The organism is Marinomonas sp. MED121, from assembly GCF_000153025.1.
Taxonomy (GTDB): Bacteria; Pseudomonadota; Gammaproteobacteria; order Pseudomonadales; family Marinomonadaceae; genus Marinomonas.
Genome location: NZ_CH672434.1, coordinates 134,878 through 153,477 on the forward strand (window position 1 = coordinate 134,878; position 18,600 = coordinate 153,477).

Sequence of the window (18,600 nt, forward strand, 5' to 3'; positions counted from 1 at the left end):
TTGAGCTTCAGCCCATTTTGAATTAATTTCTAATCAGAACATCAGGATGATTTATTGATAGGTTTCCCTCATAAATAAAGTGCCTTGGCTGCTTCGATATGGGGTCGATAAACTCAAGCTCTTTTGCAAGAAGTTGCAATGGGGCTTGATAGTTATCGGCCGTTTGAGGTGCTAATTCTGGGTAGTATTTGTCATTGAGGATAGGCAAGCCTAATGACTGCATGTGAAGGCGTAATTGATGGGTTTTACCTGTGACGGGCTTTAATTCGAATAAAGCCAGTTCATCAACTTGTTGAGTACAACGAATAATAGAAAGGCTATTAGCCTGTATGCTGTTATCACTAGCTTCTAAAATTTGCATGCGAAAGCTAGGTTTGCCTTTCGCAATTCGGTTTTTTACCTGCCATTCTTGGTCTATGAGGTTTTCATTTTCAGCTACTTTAGCAATGGCTTGATAGGTCTTATCTATCTGCCTTGTTTCGAATAACTCATGATAACACTGGCTCGTTTCAGGGTTAACCGAGAAAATAACTAACCCTGCGGTGACTCTGTCTAAGCGGTGCAAGGCTTGTAAACTCTCAATACCAGTGCTGCGCCTTAGTCGAGTTTGCAAACACTCATTCACATAAATCCCTCCAGGTGTCACAGGTAAAAAGTGGGGTTTATAAGCCACTAAAATATCTTGGTCTTGAAACAAGATTATTTCATTGAAGGGAATGACAGGTTCGTTTTCGACTTCTCGGTAATAATATACTCGCTGTTGCGGTAGGAACTTAGACTGCGCCGTTATGAGTGAACCATCGTGCCAATGTACCTTTCCATCGGCCATGCGTTGTTGCCACACTACGGCATCTATAAAGGGGAATTTAATAATCAGATAGTCTAAAACAGTCGTCACACCAGGGTTAACCTGCGGTAAGCTGAGTTTTGAAGGCTGTTTAGATATTGACATTGAGTAATCCATCTTTAAATATGTTTAAGCTGATTAGTGTATTTTAAACAAATAATAGGTTTGGTGTTATTGTTACTTTTCTTATAAGAGTCAAATACTTATCTTTCTCATCTAGTCACTTGCTTCATGTATTTGCTATTGAATATGATAGCAATATTAATTGAGCAGAAACCTCTGCCTAGCATCAATAAGGGAAGTGAAATGTCTAATGTCATTGTTAATTTTGAATTTGAAAAAGAAACCAAAAATAGTGTCCGTTACAAAGAAGTACCTGAAGAAGGTAAGGCACCCATTGTGGGTTCTATTTATGTACAAAAGTGGTTTGCAGGCTCGAGTAAAAATATTGCTATTAGCATAGATAAGAAAGATTAATCACAGGTTCCCTAGGCTCGATGTGAGATGCGTCAAAAAGGCTTTAACCTTCTGAAGAGGGTATTTTCGCCCTGAGTAAAAAGCGTGTAACACCAAGTCTTCTGGTTCTTGATCAAGCTTGAGCTCGATTAAATCCCCGCTGGCTATTTCTGCTTGGCAAGCATGCAATGGCAATATAGCAAAACCTAAACCTTTCAGCGCTGCTGCCTTGGCAAGGTTGCCGCTATTCACTTTATAGCTGGATTGTACTTGCAGTTTTTCTTGGTTCTTAAAGCGCCAAGGTGTGCCCTGTAAAACAGATAAGCTCGTGATACAGGGTACTTTGCTAAGCTCATCTAAAGTGGTTGGGCTTGAGTGTTTTTCGAATTGTTCTGGCGCTGCAACCACACAACTTGGCCAGCGTAGTATTTCTTTTGCTACCCAGCCAGAATCGTCTAGTGGCCCACGACCAAAGCTTAATATCAAATCAAAACCATCCATCAAGCCTTCATTTGGGTTTAATTGAGTGTCACAACTTAATTGGATCTGAGGGTGTTGTAGGCAAAAGTCCGCTATGACTTCTCCCATGAAGGGGAGGTCTGGCGTGATCATTTTAAGGTGTCCAGACACTGATTCTCCATGTAACGAGACTTCCTCTAATGCATCATCCATCGCTTGCATTAAGGGGATAAGTGAGTGATAAAGTTTTGTTCCTGCGGCCGTTGCCTGCATTTTTCGGGTTGTTCGCTCCAATAAACGCGAATTTAGCGACTTTTCTAAGAGAGACACATGACGGCTCACATTAGAGCTCGGTATTTGAAGTTGCTCTGCCGCTAATTTAAAACTTAATTGCTCATAGACACTCTTAAAACTGAGTAGCCATTGGGTTTCTATTTTTTCAATCATTTATTTTCTCAATGATTAATTCTCTCATTTAATGGGATTAACTATTTCATTTCTGCTAATTTATCCTAATTAATGAGTTTGTCACACTTTATTTTGCGTTTAATCTTGAGATAAAGAAGTGGTAATCAATATGAAGATAAAATCAGTACAGCACATCGCCATTATTGGTGCTGGTGTCGCGGGTTTAGCCCTAGCTATTCTGGCGATTAAAAAAGGATATCGAGTAAGCGTGTATGAAGCTAATGCAGGTATTTCAACCATGGGTGCTGGCATTACCTTATGGCCAAATGCCATGTTTGTATTGAAGGAATTAGGCCTTGATAAAGCCGTCCTGAAAAAGGGCGGTTTACCTGCTTTTATGCAGCAATACGATAACGAAGGGCAGCTAAAAGCAGAGCTTGATATCAAAGAGCTTAATACACTTTGTGGGTACAGCTCGGTCAGTATTTTGCGTCGTGACTTGATGGCTATCTTAGAAAATCAGCTGGTGGCATTAGGCGGGAAAATACAGTTTTCATCAATGATCAAAGCGCAAGATATTGAAGCAATAGCGAAAGATGTTGATTTAGTTGTTGGTGCGGATGGTCGTATGAGGTCAGTGGTGAGAGAGTATTTGTTTGACGACGCTGTAAGTCCTAGATACCAAGGCTTTGTGAATATCATAGGTACAGCTCAGTTAGAGGGTAATGCGTTAGCAAACGTGATTCAGGATTATCGTGGTGATGCAGCGCGCTTTGGCATCGTTTCTGTAAAAGGAGGGCATTGCTATTGGGCTGCCGCTTGGACGACTCAGCTTGATAAAGAAAGGCCAGTGACGAGCTGGTATGAAGAGATGCATGAGCGCTTTAAAGCTTGGCCAGAGAGAGTTAAAGCCATATTGAATCATTATGAGCCAGCGTCACTTAATCGTATTCTTGTTCACGATTTAGCGCCTTTACCTTATTGGCATAAAGATAATGTGATTATTGTTGGCGATGCAGCCCATGCGCCTTTACCCACGTCTGGTCAAGGTGCCTGTCAGGCTTTAGAAGATGTTTGGTATTTAGTGAATCTTCTCAATGAGCATAACTCACCAGAGAGTGAGCAAGCAGGTAAGACTAATAATTTGCAAGAGGTCTTAAATCGGTTTTATCAAAAGCGTATAGATAAAACGACTGCCGCTCAAAATGTCGGACGTCAGCTTGCTCGCAGTATTTTTGCAGCATCAGGTGACACAAGTGCTAGCTCAAAACCTGAGCCATCTCAGTTAGGGGCAAGAGTCTCTGCAAAACAGTTAAGAGAGTTTTGGATGCAAGGCCTACCAAGCTAGTCAGCCCATAAACTCTCCCGTCGCTTTTTTTTAAGTTATTCCGTGCTTTCGAGGAAAGTGTTTTCGTCCTTTGAAGTCTGGAATAGCTTGAGTGCAAAGGTGAGAATACTTGCAAATGCGGTAGCAAAAATGAGTATTTCGAGTACTGAGAACCAATGACCCAGGCTAAAGACAATGAAGCCTGATAAGGGTTTGCTGACATTGTTCACTATCATTAATAAGCCCATAACCTTGCTGTAATCTTTTCGAGCGATGATCTCCATTCTGCGAGTTCGTATGTAGACATTAAACATGCCATCAAAACCAAGTACGAGCATGGCGCCAATGACAAAGAGTTCAAAGCTGTTAGCAAAGCCTGAGATAAAACCACCTAAACTGACACAGATAAAGGCAATAATGCCAAGCTGGGTAGGTGTCGCACGATCCGATAGCTTGACAATCATGACGAGCACTAGGATAGAGGCAAGGGCTCCAGCGGTTTGTAAGCTGGCAAAGCTTGCTGCATCTTTTTCAAAATAGCCAATGACTGCAGGTGCACCAATGGCCAATAAGGTGCCATAGATAAGGTTTAATAAGAAGGTGGACAGTACAATGCGCTGTAAGGGCTTAGAGTGGAATAGATAACTCTTGCCTATGCTAAAGTTGGCAGCAAGGCGATGCTTTAATGAGAGTAAGCGATCTGAAGGTTCATCAACTAGCGTTTGTTTTGTGCCTTTTAATAAGCTGATGTTAGCGATAATAAAAATCAAAACCAGGCTGGTTAAGACCCAATGAAATTCGGCAACACTTAATGCAGCGGCAAATAGAATGGGGGCAGTTACCAAGGCGGTTTGCTCTAAACTTTGCACCTGAGCTTGTACCTTAGCAAAATATTTCGCTTCTATTAATTGGGTTAATAAGGTCTCCTGCGCCATAAAGTTGATGGCAAAACCTAAGCCATTAAACACAGATAAGAGTACAACAAGGGCAAAAATTATCTGGTTATTTTGCCCATCAAGTAAGAATAATCCTGTCGCGACTAAAATACTCACCAATGCTCTTATGATATTAACTAGGCTCATTAGTTTGATTAATGGATATCTATCGATTAATAGACTGGCTACAGGGCTAAAAAATACCTTAACCAAGTACTCAATGGTAAATGCTAGACCGGCTAACTGGGCGCTTTGTGTGGTTTGAAAAACAAATAAGGGGATCAAAAACATCAGGCCATAGTCTGCTAAAGCCGTCATAAAACGATTAAGGTACAAATAGATATTCACTCGCTAATCCTTGCTATAAATAAGGTTGGCAAGTCTATTTGATAACTTAAAATAGTGTAATACACTCAATATCTAATTCACTATTAGCTTTAAGGAACTAATAAAGGCATATGTCACGACATGGAGATAAGTTTCAGCGGATGCGAATATTCGTTACCTTGGTTAAAGCAGGCTCTTTTGCGAAGGCGGCTGAGCGTTTGCAAATAAAAAGTCCGACGGTGAGTAAAGCGATACAATTGTTAGAAAAGGAATTACATACTCAGCTGGTTGTAAGAAGTACGCGTACCATGTCTTTGACAGAAACAGGGCAAAAATATTACGAAAAAGCCGACTTTATTTTAAATGAACTGGATGAATTAGAAAACGACACTAAACAAGCACAAGGGACGCCTAAAGGGAAACTCATGGTAACCTCACCTGTCTCGTTAGGGCAGCATTTGCTTGCGCCTTTGATGCCTAAGTTTATGAAACGTTACCCTGAACTCGAAGTGGAGATAGATCTCTCAAACCATTGGCGAGATTTAAAACGGGATGGCTATGATGTGGCCATACGATCTAAAAAACCAGGGGCTGACTTGGGTTTGTATTGCCTTCCAATTAAACCTTTACTCCCCATTTTAGTTGCAAGTCCAGACTATCTTGCAGAACATGGTACACCGGCTCACCCGAATGAATTAAAGGCACACATTGCCATTCTTCACAAAGGAGGAGATCGCTTGTTTAATCAATGGAAATTCTTTCATTCAAAAAAGGGAGAATTTGCCTTTGAAGCGAGTAGCCGTTATATCAGCAATCATATCCCTGTTTCTATCGAAGCGGCTTTGCAAGGCTTGGGGATTCTCAATACCTACTCGATTTATGTGGAAGAGGCCTTGAAAGAAGGGCGCTTAATTCAGCTTTTACCCAATTATCGACAGCCGGATATTGATCGATTTGCGTTTTATCATCAAAAGCGAGCTCTTTCGCCGAAATTAGATGCTTTTTTAAGTTTTCTTGAAGACGAAATTGGTTTGGAAATTAAACAATAATATCACTTTACCTCAACTTGGCTTGAGGTTTTATACTGCTCCCAAATTAAATGAAGGAGCAGAAAATTGGCACGTATTGCAGTCGTATATTTTTCCCAAACGGGGATGACCAACCAGTTAGCAAAAGCCGTTATTTCAGGCATTAATGACAATAAAAATGTGTCTGTTTTAGAGTATCAAATTGTTGGCAAAGACATTAAAGAAGGGCGTTTTGTCAATCCCACTTTGTTTGACGCTTTACAGACTTGTGATGCCATTATTATGGGGTCTCCAACCTATATGGGAAGCGTTTCAGCCCAGTTCAAAGCGTTTGCTGATGCCACAAGTGAACTCTGGAGTAAGCAACAATGGGCGGATAAGGTGGCAGCAGGTTTTACATCAGGTAGTGGATTAAACGGTGATCAATCAACGACCTTACAATACCTTATTACTTTGGCCTGTCAGCATGGTATGTATTGGGTAGGGTTAGATGCTGCACATGGTTTTAAAGATCATGGTGTGAACCGTTTAGGTTGTCAATTAGGCGTAGTGGCTCAAGCTGATGGTACAGTGGCAAACGAAATGGATATAGCCTCTGCTCGTTATTTAGGGGGAAGAGTGTCTAAACTTGTGATGCGCCTATCAAAATGAAGTCGTTTAAGGATTAGCAAACTTTAGCTTCCTTAAATAGAGAGCTTTACTTTTTGCTATCAAAAGGTCACTTTCTCTTAAATTAGGTGTTTTTATACGCAATTATCTATTTGATTAATAGAAGGTAAACAAGGGGAGAGAATATGTCATTAAGAGCTGAGTTGCTGACCCATGAATTAACACGTATCGATGGGGTTGAGATCACGAAAGAGGAAGCTAAATATCAGAAAATGGCTTTATCTCCTTTTGTTTTCTACCGTGGCTCTGCTCAGCTTTTTTATGCGGATATTGCCTCTGGCACGATAGCCATCCCTGAAGCACTAAAAGAGTTGCCTTTAACCTGTGTGATGGGGGATTGTCATGTATCAAATTTTGGATTCTTAACCGAAGAAGGTTCCTATGGCGACAATGTGATCTTTTCGCCAAATGATTTTGATGATGCCTGTATTGGTCGTCCTGAATGGGACTTATTGAGATTTTGTACAAGCCTAGCGTTGTGTGCAGACCATTGCCGGTTAGAGGCTGAAACGACTGATGAGGTGGTAACACAATCTCAAGTAGAGCAAGCAATTGAATCCTTTCTAAATGGATATTTATCCCTATGTGAGCAAGGCTTGAAAGACCAGAATCATTTACAAAAAGCCATGGATGGAGTTGCTCTTGAAGATTTTTCTATCTTGAAAAAGCCTTTGAAAAAGGCTCAGCGTAGGGCGGTTGGTGGAGAGCAATTTTATCAAAAAAGCACTTTGGCAAAAGCGATCGATTTTGAAAATGTTTCTTTATCTTTTAAGAACTTACCTGAAAAATTTCAACCTTTAGAGCCACAGCTTTATCAGGCGTTAGACGTGACATTTGGCCCTTATATGGATGACTATGTTTGGGATATAGTTGCCCGCAAAAATGCGGGTACAGGCTCGGTCAATATGTCGCGCTATTATTTCTTGGTTGGACCCGGAGATTATAAAGGTGCAGAAGATTTAGCCCTATGTCATCTGGTAGAGGTTAAGAAGCAAAGAGAAGCTGCGCCAATCCACTTTTTTCCTGAGATGAGTCCGAATAATCGATTGAATCCAGCCCATTTAACCCTTATGTGTCAACGCAAAATGCAGCGCTTTCCTGATTTAGTGTTAGACGAAGTTGAATGGAATGAAGAGCATTGGCTAGTACGTTCTCGTCATCATGCTAAAGTCGGTTTGGACCCTGAAGATATTGCCTTAGGTAAAAAAGCCGCACTAAAAGGGGGTTTTGTTGATTATGCCGTTGCTTGTGGCAAGACTTTAGCGTTGGCTCATAGCCGTGGTGATAGACGCACCTTTGCTTTTGAGAAGAGTGTTTCACGCATTTTACCCGGTTGTATTGCTGATATAAAAGCATCTAGTCTCGCTTATGCAAAACAAGTTTCAGATGATTGGAAGTGGCTTAAAACTAAGATTTAAGTCTTCTAAGGCAAGGGCAGAGTTGACATTTATTGCTTAGTGGTGAGGGCTTAATCAGCCCTTTATATCGCGCTGAGTATGATAAGTACTTGATTTAAAAGTTGATCAAAACCTAAACATTGAGGGAACAATGCAAGACAAAAGAGCCAGTGATGCTTATAACACCTATTTTCGTTTTAATAACAAACGTACCTTATCCACCATGCTGCCAAGCGAACTATCAATTATCGAGTCACTCAATTTAAAGGCATACATAGATAAAACTCGTCGTTATGATAATCAAATTTTAATTCACCATCATTGTGATTTAGCCTATCTCGATAGTGTGTATGGACTCTTTGATTTAGATGCACTCCCCGAGATTGCAATTGAATCTGGCTTAGAGACGCCAGAGTTAAAGCATTGGCTTAATGAAAGGGGCTATCAGCCTAGTCATCAGCACGAATTTTTAAGCTTGAACCGCTTTGGGCTTGACTTGAGCCATGTATCGCAAAGTAATGTGCATGTTGAGCGTTGGACTGAAGCCAGAGCGGATGATTTTCTAGCGCTGTTAAAAACGTCAGGGTTAACTTGTTCTGACCAGGTTTGGAAAAGCAAAAAATCTTTCTATTGTACTGAGTCATTTAGGGTTTATGTTGCTTATCTTGATGGCATCCCCTGCGCTTGGGCGACATCGTACTTGGAAAATAATCTTGCCATTTTAGGGAATGCTTTTACCCAAGAGCATGTTAGAGGTAAGGGGGGTCAAACGGAACTTCTGACAACTCGGGTGCAAGATGCCATAGATTTAGGGGCTGAAAGAGTTTTAACTGATGTGTTATCAGGCAGTGTGAGTCAGAAAAATTGCCGACGAATTGGTTTTCAACCTGATGTTGTTAGGCAAGTTTGGCTGAGACGTTAGCGCCTTTTAGTTTGCCTTCTCACCGATTAATCATAGTATCTTGTCAATTTAAACGCGGAAACCTATATGGAAATACGAAGCATAAAGTGGCAAGACACCCTGACCATCAGGCATAAGGTTTTATGGCCAGATAAACCAATGAGTTTTTGTCATGTGGATGGGGACGCTCAAGCTCAACACTTTGGGGTGTTTTTAGACAAAAGGTTAGTCTGTGTTGCTTCTATCTATAAAGATAATCGTGAGGCAAGGCTTAGAAAGTTTGCCACATTGGCTTGCTATCAAGGACAGGGGATCGGCACAAAGCTAATTAAGCATATTATTGAACAGCTTAAAAGTGATGGCATCAAACGCTTTTGGTGTGATGCTAGGGTCAGTGCACAAGGTTTTTATGAAGCATTGGGCTTAGAAAAGTACAATGATGAATTTAATAAATCGGGCATAGCTTACTGCAAAATGCAGATACGTTTTTAAGGTGTTTTATCTATTCAATGTATTTCTTATTAATTCTAATTAGTTTCAACATGATAGTTAAGGAAACTGCGAATAAGTCCTCCCGCCTCAGCGTGTGGATAAAAGTCCCTAGATTTATGGCAAGAGCCGCAACTTAATCATAGGTTTCTTAAGCCTTTACAAATCGTAAAAAATTAACACCTTTGTCGTATTTGCAGTTATAGTAGCCCGCGCTAAAGTGGCTGACCTTTTTTAGACTTTTATTTTTGGAGGATGATTCCCGTATTGATTAGAGAAAAAATAAAATTCTAGATCAAAATTATAAAACTCAAGTCTTTGTAGGAGAACAAACAAGGTAGGTTTAAACCTATACCTTTGTCTGACTTGTTCATCATATACATCATTAATTTCTAGCAGGGATCGCTGTAACCATGATTAATCGTTAGATTGGACTCAAATGAAAAATAATTCTAAAGCAACAAAACATACCGGCATTTTTAAACACAAAGAAGATCGCTGGCCCGTTACTATCATCCTCATGCTTACCCTTTTAGATTTTGTTTTATACTTCACCCTTGAAAATACGACTTTGCTTATCGGCTACTACTTATTAATGATTATTCCTAAAGGCGTTATTTGCGCTTGGAACCATCATCATCAACATTTGTTTACCTTTCGCTCTGACGCGTTAAACCGTGGACTAGAGTTCTTTTATGCCTTGCATACTGGGGTAACGACTAACTTGTGGCGTTTGCACCATGTATTAGGGCACCATGTTAACTTTCTAGATCAAGAAAAGGATGAGAGCCGTTGGCAGCGTAAAGATGGTTCAAAAATGGGCGTGATTGGCTATACATTAGAGGTGGCTGTCACAGCTTATCCTAGAGGTTACTCAGTCGGTAAACGCTTTCCAAAACAACTTAAGCCATTTATGACCTACTTAGCACCTACATTCTTGATTGTTGCGCTGCTTGTTTGGTTTAACCCTGTTGCAGGCTTTTTCCTATTTGCCCTGCCTATGATTACCAGTTTACTTTTCACCGCTTATGTAACCTATGATCATCATTCTGGTCTTAGTACTGAGAATGAGTTTGAAGCCTCTTATAATAACTTGAATCGTGTATTCAACTTTTTAACCGGTAACTTGGGCTATCATACTGCTCACCATCACCGTCAAGGGGTGCATTGGTCTAAGTTGCCTGCGCTGCATGCAACCATTGCAGACAAGATTCCTGAACATCTTTACATGAGATCCTTATTTTCCCATCGATAATGAATAGCTTAAGCTTTGCGTGCTAAGTACTTCTAAAGTATCTATTTGATGATAAGAGTTTGATATAATTACAATTTAAACTCTTATCATCTTTACTTCTTTAATTGCTCTCCTTTAATTTGATACTCACATACAGTCTCTGGGTTTATGTGCTTTCCTTGCTTTAATTTAGACTACTCCCTTTGAACCTTTGAACCTTTGAACCTTTGAACCTTTGAACCTTTGAACCTTTGAACCTTTGAACCTTTGAAGCATACCTAGATAGCATTTCAGAAAAAGTAACACCCAGCGTTGTCCCTTCTCGAAAGGTGTCTAAACTAACTTTCTATTAAACAAGCGCAAAGTGACGTCTTGTTTGACGCTTTTTTGCCATTTACCTTTAAAAGCAGATTGAGAATAGGTGACTTAATCGCAGGTTCCCTGATTGAACTTAAGCCTATGAAATGAGTGAGTTTCTTTTAATGAAACGATGAGTAATCTTTAACGTTTATATAAAAAAACCTAATCCAGAAAAATTGGATTAGGTTTGTGAGAAAAGGTCATTTAATTGGCTTTATCAAAATTCTAATAATTAAACCTTAGGTTTGAATCAGATGACAGGCACTTGATTGGGTCTCGTTAATGGCTATTAACTCAGGTGCTCTGGTTTTACACAGGTCAGTGGCAAACTCGCACCTTGGGTGAAAACTACAACCTGAAGGCGGGTCGATCGGGTTGGGGTAACTGGTGCCCAATTTGATTTCTGGTACGGCTTCACCGGATTTTGGGGTTAATACCGACGCGAGTAAGGCCTTGGTATAAGGGTGTTTTGGATCACTGAAGAGGGTTCTGGCATCGGCCATTTCCACCACTTTACCCAGATACATGACCACCACTCGGGTCGCTATGTGTTCAACCACTGCCATATCATGGGTAATTAAGAGATAAGTGAGTCTGAGTTCTTGGCGTAACTCCAATAAGAGGTTAAGAATCTGCGCCTGTACCGACACATCTAAGGCCGAAGTGGGCTCATCACAGATAATCAACTCTGGCCTTAAGATTAAAGCTCTGGCAATGGCCACCCTTTGTCTTTGTCCCCCCGATAATTGGTTGGGGTAGTTGAAGTAAAGCCTTTTTGGAATACCGACTTTTTCCATGATGTTTTCTACCATGGTTTTTTGCTCTGTGCTGTTCTCCCCAATACCGTGCAGTTCAAGAGGTCGACGTATGATTTCTCCTATGGTGCGTCTTGGATTCAATGAGGAGTAGGGGTCTTGGAAGATGGATTGCACCTGTTGTGAACGCACTTCGTTAGACATGTCCATGATATCTTTGCCATTGAGTACCACTTGCCCAGCCGTTGGCTTTTGTAAGCCTAATAGCATGCGTGCCAGGGTGCTTTTACCACAACCAGATTCACCAACGATGGCAACGACTTCTCCTTTTCGCAGCTCTAGTGACACATTATTTACCGCTCTTAATGGTTTGGCGGCCCCAAAAAGACTGGTCTTAATCTTAAACTCACACTCGGCGTGGGTAACGCGCATCAAGGGTTTAGATAAGGGATCAACACCGGCACCATAAGCGCGCTTAGCGTTAAGAAGCGTGTCAGTCTCGAGCGGGGGAGCGGATACCTTTAAGGCTTCATTAGGACTTAAAATACAGCGCGACTCTCGGCCGCCCCCTTGGGGCGTTAAAGCAATGCTGCCGTTTTCACAGCCATGCTTACGACGATGACAACGGTTAGCAAAACGACAGCCTTTAAAACGGGTTTTAAGCGAAGGCACTAAGCCTGGAATCGAGCCCAGCTTTTCCCCCGGTACAATTTGGCCTGAGACGGGAATACTCTCTAATAAACCTTGGGTATAAGGGTGGATTGGACGCTCAAACACCTCATCCACCTTGCCACGCTCGACAATTTGGCCGGCGTACATGACCGCCACATGATCTGACACGCTAGAGACCACCCCTAAGTCATGGGTGATGATGATCATGGCCATATTCAGCTCTTTTTGCAGACCGCGTAACAGGTGCAAGATTTGCGCTTGTATGGTCACATCTAAGGCAGTAGTTGGCTCATCGGCAATGATCAAATCAGGTTCACACATGAGCATCATGGCGATCATGACACGTTGGCGAAGCCCCCCTGATAGCTGGTGGGGGTATTGGGTTAAACGGCTTTTCGCCGCGGTAATCCCCACTTTTTCCAATAAGGCGATGGCCCTGTCATTGGCTTCAGCCTTGCTTACTTTTTTATGCAAGATCATCAGCTCTGTCATCTGATGGCCTATGGTGTACACAGGGTTTAATGAGGTCATGGGCTCTTGGAAGATCATGGCAATCTTGTTGCCCCTAAGATCCGCCATTTGACCTTCATCCAAAGCCAATAAATCTTGCCCATCAAAGCGTAATGTGTTGGCTTCACGTATCGTGCCTTTCGGCAATAACCCCATAATGGCCATGGAGGAAATCGATTTACCTGAGCCTGATTCACCTACTATGCCTAAGGTTTCACCGCGTTTTATGTTAAAGGAAATGTCGCTGACCGCGGTTAAATTACCCTCAGGTAACGGCAAGGTAACACTCAACCCTTCTACTTCTAATAATTCTGACATGTCTTGTCTCCACATGATAAAAGGCTCGTTAAAACACCTAAGATTAAGGTCGGCTAAAGTAAACTAAGCTAGTTGCGACCTTCCGGTGCCGTGACATCACGAATACCGTCACCCAATAAATTGACGGCGAGCACTAATAAAAATAAGGCGGTACCTGGAATCACCACCAGATAAGGGCTGAAGTACATGGCGGCTTTGCCTTCCGCTATCATCAAGCCCCAAGACGCGGTTGGAGGCTGCACACCCACGCCTAAAAAGGACATGGAGGCTTCTGCAATAATGACCACCGCCACTTCGAGGGAGAAAACCACAATCACTTGATTGACCAGGTTGGGTAAGATTTCATAAAACAGGATCTGACGGTTGCTACTCCCAATGGTTTTGGCGGCCATGACATATTCAAGGGCACGGATTTGCTTGGTCATGGTGCGAGTTACCACCATGTAATAACTCCAATGCAAACAGCCTAAAACCAAGACTAAGGTGATCACGGACGCACCGATGAAAAACACCAAGGCCATGGCTAATAACAAAGACGGAATCGCCAACTGGCAATTGAGCATGAAGCTTGCCACTTGATCCACACGTCCACCGAAATAGCCCGCACTTAAACCCACTAATACACCGATAAAACAACCTAACCCTGCGGCACCAAACCCCACCGCTAAGGAGACTTGCCCTCCATAGATAAGGCGACTTAAATAGTCACGGCCTAAATTGTCCGTGCCTAGAATATGGTTCCAACTGCCTTGATCCGACCACACAGGTGGCACGAGGCGCTGCGTCAGGTCTTGAAGATAAGGATCATGGGGCGCAAGTAATGGGGCGAAAATGGCCATCAACACCATGAACCCCACCACGAAAACACCAAATTGCAAACCACGATGGGCCTTCATTTTTAGGATCAATCGTTCTTTTGGGGTCAGATCGATAATCTCTGTTTGAGAGGCGTCCTGTGCCTGATTGTCTAATCCGTTGCCATCTAATGGGGCGTTATCAACTTGCTTACTTAATTGAGAATGAGACATGGGCTACTCCACTCGAATTCGTGGGTCTAACCATGCATTAAGGATTTCCCCTAAGATGGTCATAAGAATAAAAATAATGGCGAACAAGAAAACCAGCATTTGCACCGTGGGAATATCGGCTCCCAAGATGGATTGATAGGCCAAGCGACCAATCCCATTTAAGGCAAAGACAGATTCGGTAATCACTGAGCCCGCGAACTTATAGCCAAACTGAATCGCAATCACACTGACCACAGGTAAAAGCGCATTACGCAACGCATGTTTGAGTAAAATGTCAGGGGACCGAAAGCCCTTGGCCCGAGCGGTTCGAATATAATCAGAAGCAAGCACATCTATCATACCGGCGCGGGTTAAACGTAAAATCTGAGGCACAGAGCTCATCCCCAACACGATAGAAGGCATGACAAAATGCTTCCAGGTGGTATCACCAGAAACCGGAAAGATAGGGAACATAACCCCAAAGAAAATAATAAACATCAAACCTAGCCAAAAGTTAGGCACCGCTTGGGCGGCGGTCCCAAAACTTAAGGCAAACCGGTCGAGCCATCCATTGGGTTTAAGGGCGGCCAGCACCCCTAAAATCAACCCCACAACAATGGCAATGAAAAGGGCAGAGAAACCTAAGGTTAAGGTGACAGGGGCCCGCTCAATAAAGAGATCGAGTACGGGCTTTTTCCAGTAGTAACTGTTACCAAAATCACCTTGCACCACACCACCAATCCACACACCGTAGCGTATGTATAAGGGCCTATCTAATTGATACTGAGCACGTAACTCTTCAATGGTCTGACGATCCGCATCCTCTCCTGCAATCATGGCGGCAGGGTCGGCCGAGAGGTTGAGCAATAAAAAAGCGGCAATGGAAACGGTAATGGCGACGCAAGCGCCCATTAATAACCGTTTAAGAATAAATATAAACACGGATCAACTCCTCGTTGCTGACAACAAAATCCAGGTTAAAAAGGAAGCATAAGGCCGTAACCTTATGCTCCAAGCCTTGCTCTAGGGAGGCAAGACGCTTAACTTTTATTTCCAGCTGATGTTGTAAAGACGAGGCAAGCCATCAACGGGGGCTTCAAAGTTGACCTCTTTAGAGGCCGCATAATTCACACTATATTGATACAGAGGCACCCAATATGCTTGATCAGCAATAATAGTTTGCGCCTCTTGATAAGCGGCTAAGCGCTCGTTCGCATCAACGGTTTCGAGTGCCGTCTTAAACAAGCCCTCGACCTTAGGGTCTTTATTCAAGTTACGGTTGCTGCCTGAGACAAAGTGGTTTGAGATCGCGCCGATATCTAAGGTACCGTAGTAACCCCAAGTGCCGTGGTAGGCCATCATTTCTTCCGCACTACGGGCTTTTGAGAAGGCCGACAGTTTGACGTATTTAACATTGGCTTTAATACCGATTCTGGCTAAGTCCGCTGCCACCGCTTCGGTAATGGCCTTTTCACGATAAGCCCAAAGATCAAATTCAAACCCATTTGGGTAACCCGCTTCAGCCAGTAAAGCCTTAGCTTTTTTAGGGTCATAGTCATATGTGGTTACAGAGTCAGAGCAAGCAAACATACCGGGGAAACAAGGGCCAGAAATAATTCTTGACGTGCCTTTTACTAAGAAATCTACAATCAGCTGATTATTGATGGCATGGTTAAGCGCTTGGCGTACTTTTAACTTAGTGAAAGGGTTATCTTGACCATTAACTTGGGTCGAAACCCCAGCGGCATCCAAGGTGAGATAAGCAATCCGAGTAGACGGTCCTTCAATACGATCAACAAGTGGCGTGCGGCTTAGGTTTTCAGCAATTTCATCTGGCACGTTATAGGTCCAATCGACGCCATTAGACATCATCTCAGCTATGACGGTACTCCAGTCAGGAATGGAACGAAGCGTCATATGTTTAATCTGAGCTTTGCCTTTTGGGCTATTGGCATAATAGTCTTCAAAACGCTCTAATTTAACGCCACTGCCTGAGTCAAAGCTCACTATCTTATAAGGACCTGTGCCTATTAGGCTTTCTGTTTGAGCATTAGGGTTTGCACTGCCATTAGCATGGTAGGTTTGATTTTTGCGGGTGAGAACGAACATGGCAATATCGCGTAACATCAACGGATAAGGCTTTTTCGCTTCAATCACTAGGGTATTAGGCCCTGTTTTTCTAACCTCTTCTAACCAACGGCGAATAAAGCTACCCCGTTTAGTTTTTGCTTCATTCGCTGCAACCCAGTTTACGGAATAAATAATATCTTCGACTGTGACAGCAGAGCCATCATGGAACTTAATATCATCTCTTAAGGTAAATTCGATGGATTTTTCATCTAGGTATTTGAAGCTCTTGGCTAAGGCAGGTAAGTATTCTTTAGTGGCTGGGTCAATCGAAACCAGTTGGTCAGAGGTGAGTTCATTTAAAATAATATTCTCGCGAGATGTTGAATACAGTGCATCTAATGTTTGAATTTCTTTATTAAATGATACCACTAAAGTGTCATTCGCCTTATCTGCATAGGCTGGATTGATAGAAAAAGAAGCAAGGCTTACGAACAGACTGCTTACTAATAAGGACCGGATTTTCATGGTGCTTTCCTCTTATGATTTCATGTTTTATTTTTTTAATAGCGTCATATTAGGCTCAGATATGATGAGTCCGATGTATCAAAACTAGTTGCATCCTTGCGTTTTATCATCTGCCAATTTGAGGTGGATCTATGTTTATTGGGTTTACTTTCAATGCATAGTTATTCCTTATTGAAATCTGATTCTTTTGCCGAATCGCTCCAAGCTGACATGATTTCAGTGGCGCCAGCATTGTTTTGCTTGAGCCTTGAAACTCCTGAAGGACAGGCAAAGTTATAGGGATAAACGGTTCTGGGGGCTGGGATACAGCCCATTTCATTGTCTAGCTCGGATAAAATATGTTGTGGAAGGCTTTCATCTGCGATGACAGGCTGATTACCACCACTGACATCAATCCTAGGTGTATGAAAGGCTTGATCTAGATTTAAGTTAAAATCCATCATAAATGAAGACAGTTGTAAGACGGCGGGTAGTATTTTTCGGCCACCTGAGGCCCCTAATGCAAATTGAAAACCATCATTGCGTTTACCCATGATAGGGCACATGTTTGAAAGGCAGCGTTTATTAGGGCCTAGTGAATTTGGTTTACCTGGTTCAGGGTCGAACCACATAATGCCGTTGTTCATCAAGATACCTGAGTTAGGTAACATTAATCGCGACCCAAAAATTGACAGTAGCGTCTGAGTGACGACAACCATATTGCCTGCTTCATCGACAACGGCAAAGTTAGTGGTGCAAGACGCACCTTTAGCTGACTCTTCATCACCTAATTTATTGAGCCTATCTTGGTAGGCATGACGTAATGTTTTAGCGTAGCTTAAGTAGCTTTTTTCAATTGAGCTTTCTAGACCATAGGCGCTTTTTAACAGTTCTCTAGCATGCTTAAAGGTTGGGCCTGCAGTAAGTTTTGGTGTAACAAAAAATTGACCATTTTCATGCTCAACCATATCAGCGTCGTAAATGCTTGCCTTATAGTTAGCGAGGTCTTCCATAGCGATTACGCCGCCTTCTGCTTGGATATCCTTAACAATACTTGCTGCCGTTTCTCCTTCATAAAAATCACGTGGTCCAGCCAGTGCTAAACGTTTGAGAGTGTTAGCAAGACTTGTCATATCACAATACTTATTGGAGAGTGCGGTCCATGAAGACGATTTAGGCAGGCCTTCTTCTAAAAAAGTATCTTTGGATTTATCAAAGCGAGCCAGATCTTTTGCAGCGGAAGCTAAAATCATTTGAGCATACCAGTCGACATGAAGGCCTTTTTTAGCATGCTCATACGCTGGTTGGATTAATTCTTGCCAATCTTTTGTCGCAAAATGCTCATGGGCTAATCGCATACCATCCACATAACCTGGAATAGCAATCGAGAGAGGACCTGAAATGTTTCGGTCGTCTAACACTGTTGGCCAAGGAAAAAGATCAGATGCTGTCCCTCTAGTGAGTGGATAATCTTTAGGGTTTAGGTTAATTGAAGAGCGCATACCAAAATCAATGACTTTAGGACACGTCTCCCCAGCCATCAGAATCATCATATAGCCACCACCACCCATACCACTCATCCAAGGTTCAACTGCGCCAAGGGTGAAAGACGTGGCAATTGCTGCATCCACTGCATTACCACCATTTGCAAGTACTTGAGCACCAACTTCTGACGCTGCGCGGTTTTGTGAGGAAATAATACCTTTAGTACAAGTGGCAGCGGGCTTTTTAATGACTTGTGACTTATTCAAATATTTAGACATTTAGCTATTCGCTTTTTAGTAGTGTTCACATTGACGACTGATGACAAATAACGACATTTCAACATAAAATTTAAATATTTTATCGCTATGCGATACTTGTTTATCGATTTATAATTAAAATTAATCGTAAAGCGGTATTTCGTCAAGTTATATGCGTTAAAATT

16 protein-coding genes are annotated in these 18,600 nt (G+C 42.2%); 8 read left to right on the forward strand and 8 right to left on the reverse strand.

Annotated features, from left to right (window positions below):
- Positions 1 to 22: 22 nt before the first annotated feature.
- Entirely contained in the window at positions 23 to 952 is a 930-nt protein-coding gene (locus tag MED121_RS21695; protein WP_036181517.1) for a pseudouridine synthase, read from the reverse strand.
- Positions 953 to 1,153: 201 nt separating this feature from the next.
- Between MED121_RS21695 and MED121_RS24495 the strand changes: the two genes are divergently transcribed.
- Positions 1,154 to 1,324, forward strand: coding sequence for a hypothetical protein (locus MED121_RS24495; protein ID WP_165474636.1), 171 nt, complete (start codon positions 1,154 to 1,156; stop codon positions 1,322 to 1,324).
- Here MED121_RS24495 and MED121_RS21700 read toward each other — a convergent pair whose 3' ends face one another.
- Positions 1,325 to 2,209: a LysR family transcriptional regulator gene (locus MED121_RS21700; protein WP_009835827.1), complete on the reverse strand. Its 885-nt coding sequence runs from the start codon at positions 2,207 to 2,209 to the stop codon at positions 1,325 to 1,327.
- A gap of 130 nt (positions 2,210 to 2,339) precedes the next feature.
- Here MED121_RS21700 and MED121_RS21705 point away from each other — a divergent pair, with 130 nt between their 5' ends.
- Positions 2,340 to 3,518 (forward strand): FAD-dependent monooxygenase, encoded by a 1,179-nt coding sequence (locus MED121_RS21705; protein ID WP_009835828.1) that lies wholly within the window; start codon positions 2,340 to 2,342, stop codon positions 3,516 to 3,518.
- Between the two features lie 35 nt (positions 3,519 to 3,553).
- On the opposite strand, the gene MED121_RS21710 is transcribed toward MED121_RS21705, so the two are convergent.
- On the reverse strand, positions 3,554 to 4,780 hold the full coding sequence (locus MED121_RS21710; RefSeq protein WP_036181520.1) for an MFS transporter: 1,227 nt from the start codon (positions 4,778 to 4,780) through the stop codon (positions 3,554 to 3,556).
- Positions 4,781 to 4,920: 140 nt separating this feature from the next.
- On the opposite strand from MED121_RS21710, the gene MED121_RS21715 reads away from it, so the two are divergent.
- The 6 genes from MED121_RS21715 (at position 4,921) to MED121_RS21740 (ending at position 10,498) form a co-directional block, all read left to right on the forward strand.
- Positions 4,921 to 5,808, forward strand: coding sequence for a LysR family transcriptional regulator (locus MED121_RS21715; protein ID WP_009835830.1), 888 nt, complete (start codon positions 4,921 to 4,923; stop codon positions 5,806 to 5,808).
- 66 nt (positions 5,809 to 5,874) lie between these two features.
- On the forward strand, positions 5,875 to 6,438 hold the full coding sequence (locus tag MED121_RS21720; protein ID WP_036181523.1) for a flavodoxin family protein: 564 nt from the start codon (positions 5,875 to 5,877) through the stop codon (positions 6,436 to 6,438).
- 143 nt (positions 6,439 to 6,581) lie between these two features.
- A complete protein-coding gene (locus MED121_RS21725) occupies positions 6,582 to 7,874 on the forward strand; it encodes a DUF2252 family protein (protein ID WP_009835832.1) in 1,293 nt (430 codons plus the stop codon).
- Positions 7,875 to 8,004: 130 nt separating this feature from the next.
- Positions 8,005 to 8,775 carry a hypothetical protein gene (locus tag MED121_RS21730; RefSeq protein ID WP_009835833.1) on the forward strand — a complete coding sequence of 257 codons (771 nt, stop codon included), beginning with the start codon at positions 8,005 to 8,007 and terminating at the stop codon, positions 8,773 to 8,775.
- Positions 8,776 to 8,841: 66 nt separating this feature from the next.
- Positions 8,842 to 9,246 (forward strand): GNAT family N-acetyltransferase, encoded by a 405-nt coding sequence (locus tag MED121_RS21735; RefSeq protein ID WP_009835834.1) that lies wholly within the window; start codon positions 8,842 to 8,844, stop codon positions 9,244 to 9,246.
- Between the two features lie 436 nt (positions 9,247 to 9,682).
- Entirely contained in the window at positions 9,683 to 10,498 is an 816-nt protein-coding gene (locus MED121_RS21740; RefSeq protein WP_009835835.1) for a fatty acid desaturase, read from the forward strand.
- A 578-nt stretch (positions 10,499 to 11,076) separates the two neighbouring features.
- On the opposite strand, the gene MED121_RS24660 is transcribed toward MED121_RS21740, so the two are convergent.
- From MED121_RS24660 to MED121_RS21765, 5 genes are all read right to left on the reverse strand, one after another.
- The gene (locus MED121_RS24660; protein ID WP_116371687.1) at positions 11,077 to 13,092 is read right to left on the reverse strand and encodes an ABC transporter ATP-binding protein; all 2,016 of its coding nucleotides are present in this window, start codon (positions 13,090 to 13,092) and stop codon (positions 11,077 to 11,079) included.
- Between the two features lie 68 nt (positions 13,093 to 13,160).
- Positions 13,161 to 14,120, reverse strand: a complete 960-nt coding sequence (locus MED121_RS21750; RefSeq protein ID WP_009835837.1) for an ABC transporter permease — start codon at positions 14,118 to 14,120, stop codon at positions 13,161 to 13,163.
- 3 nt (positions 14,121 to 14,123) lie between these two features.
- Positions 14,124 to 15,041 (reverse strand): ABC transporter permease, encoded by a 918-nt coding sequence (locus tag MED121_RS21755; protein WP_116371688.1) that lies wholly within the window; start codon positions 15,039 to 15,041, stop codon positions 14,124 to 14,126.
- 105 nt (positions 15,042 to 15,146) lie between these two features.
- Complete coding sequence (locus tag MED121_RS21760) at positions 15,147 to 16,694, reverse strand: ABC transporter substrate-binding protein (protein WP_009835840.1); 1,548 nt, start codon at positions 16,692 to 16,694, stop codon at positions 15,147 to 15,149.
- A gap of 161 nt (positions 16,695 to 16,855) precedes the next feature.
- Complete coding sequence (locus tag MED121_RS21765) at positions 16,856 to 18,436, reverse strand: gamma-glutamyltransferase (RefSeq protein WP_009835841.1); 1,581 nt, start codon at positions 18,434 to 18,436, stop codon at positions 16,856 to 16,858.
- Between the last annotated feature and the right edge of the window lie 164 nt (positions 18,437 to 18,600).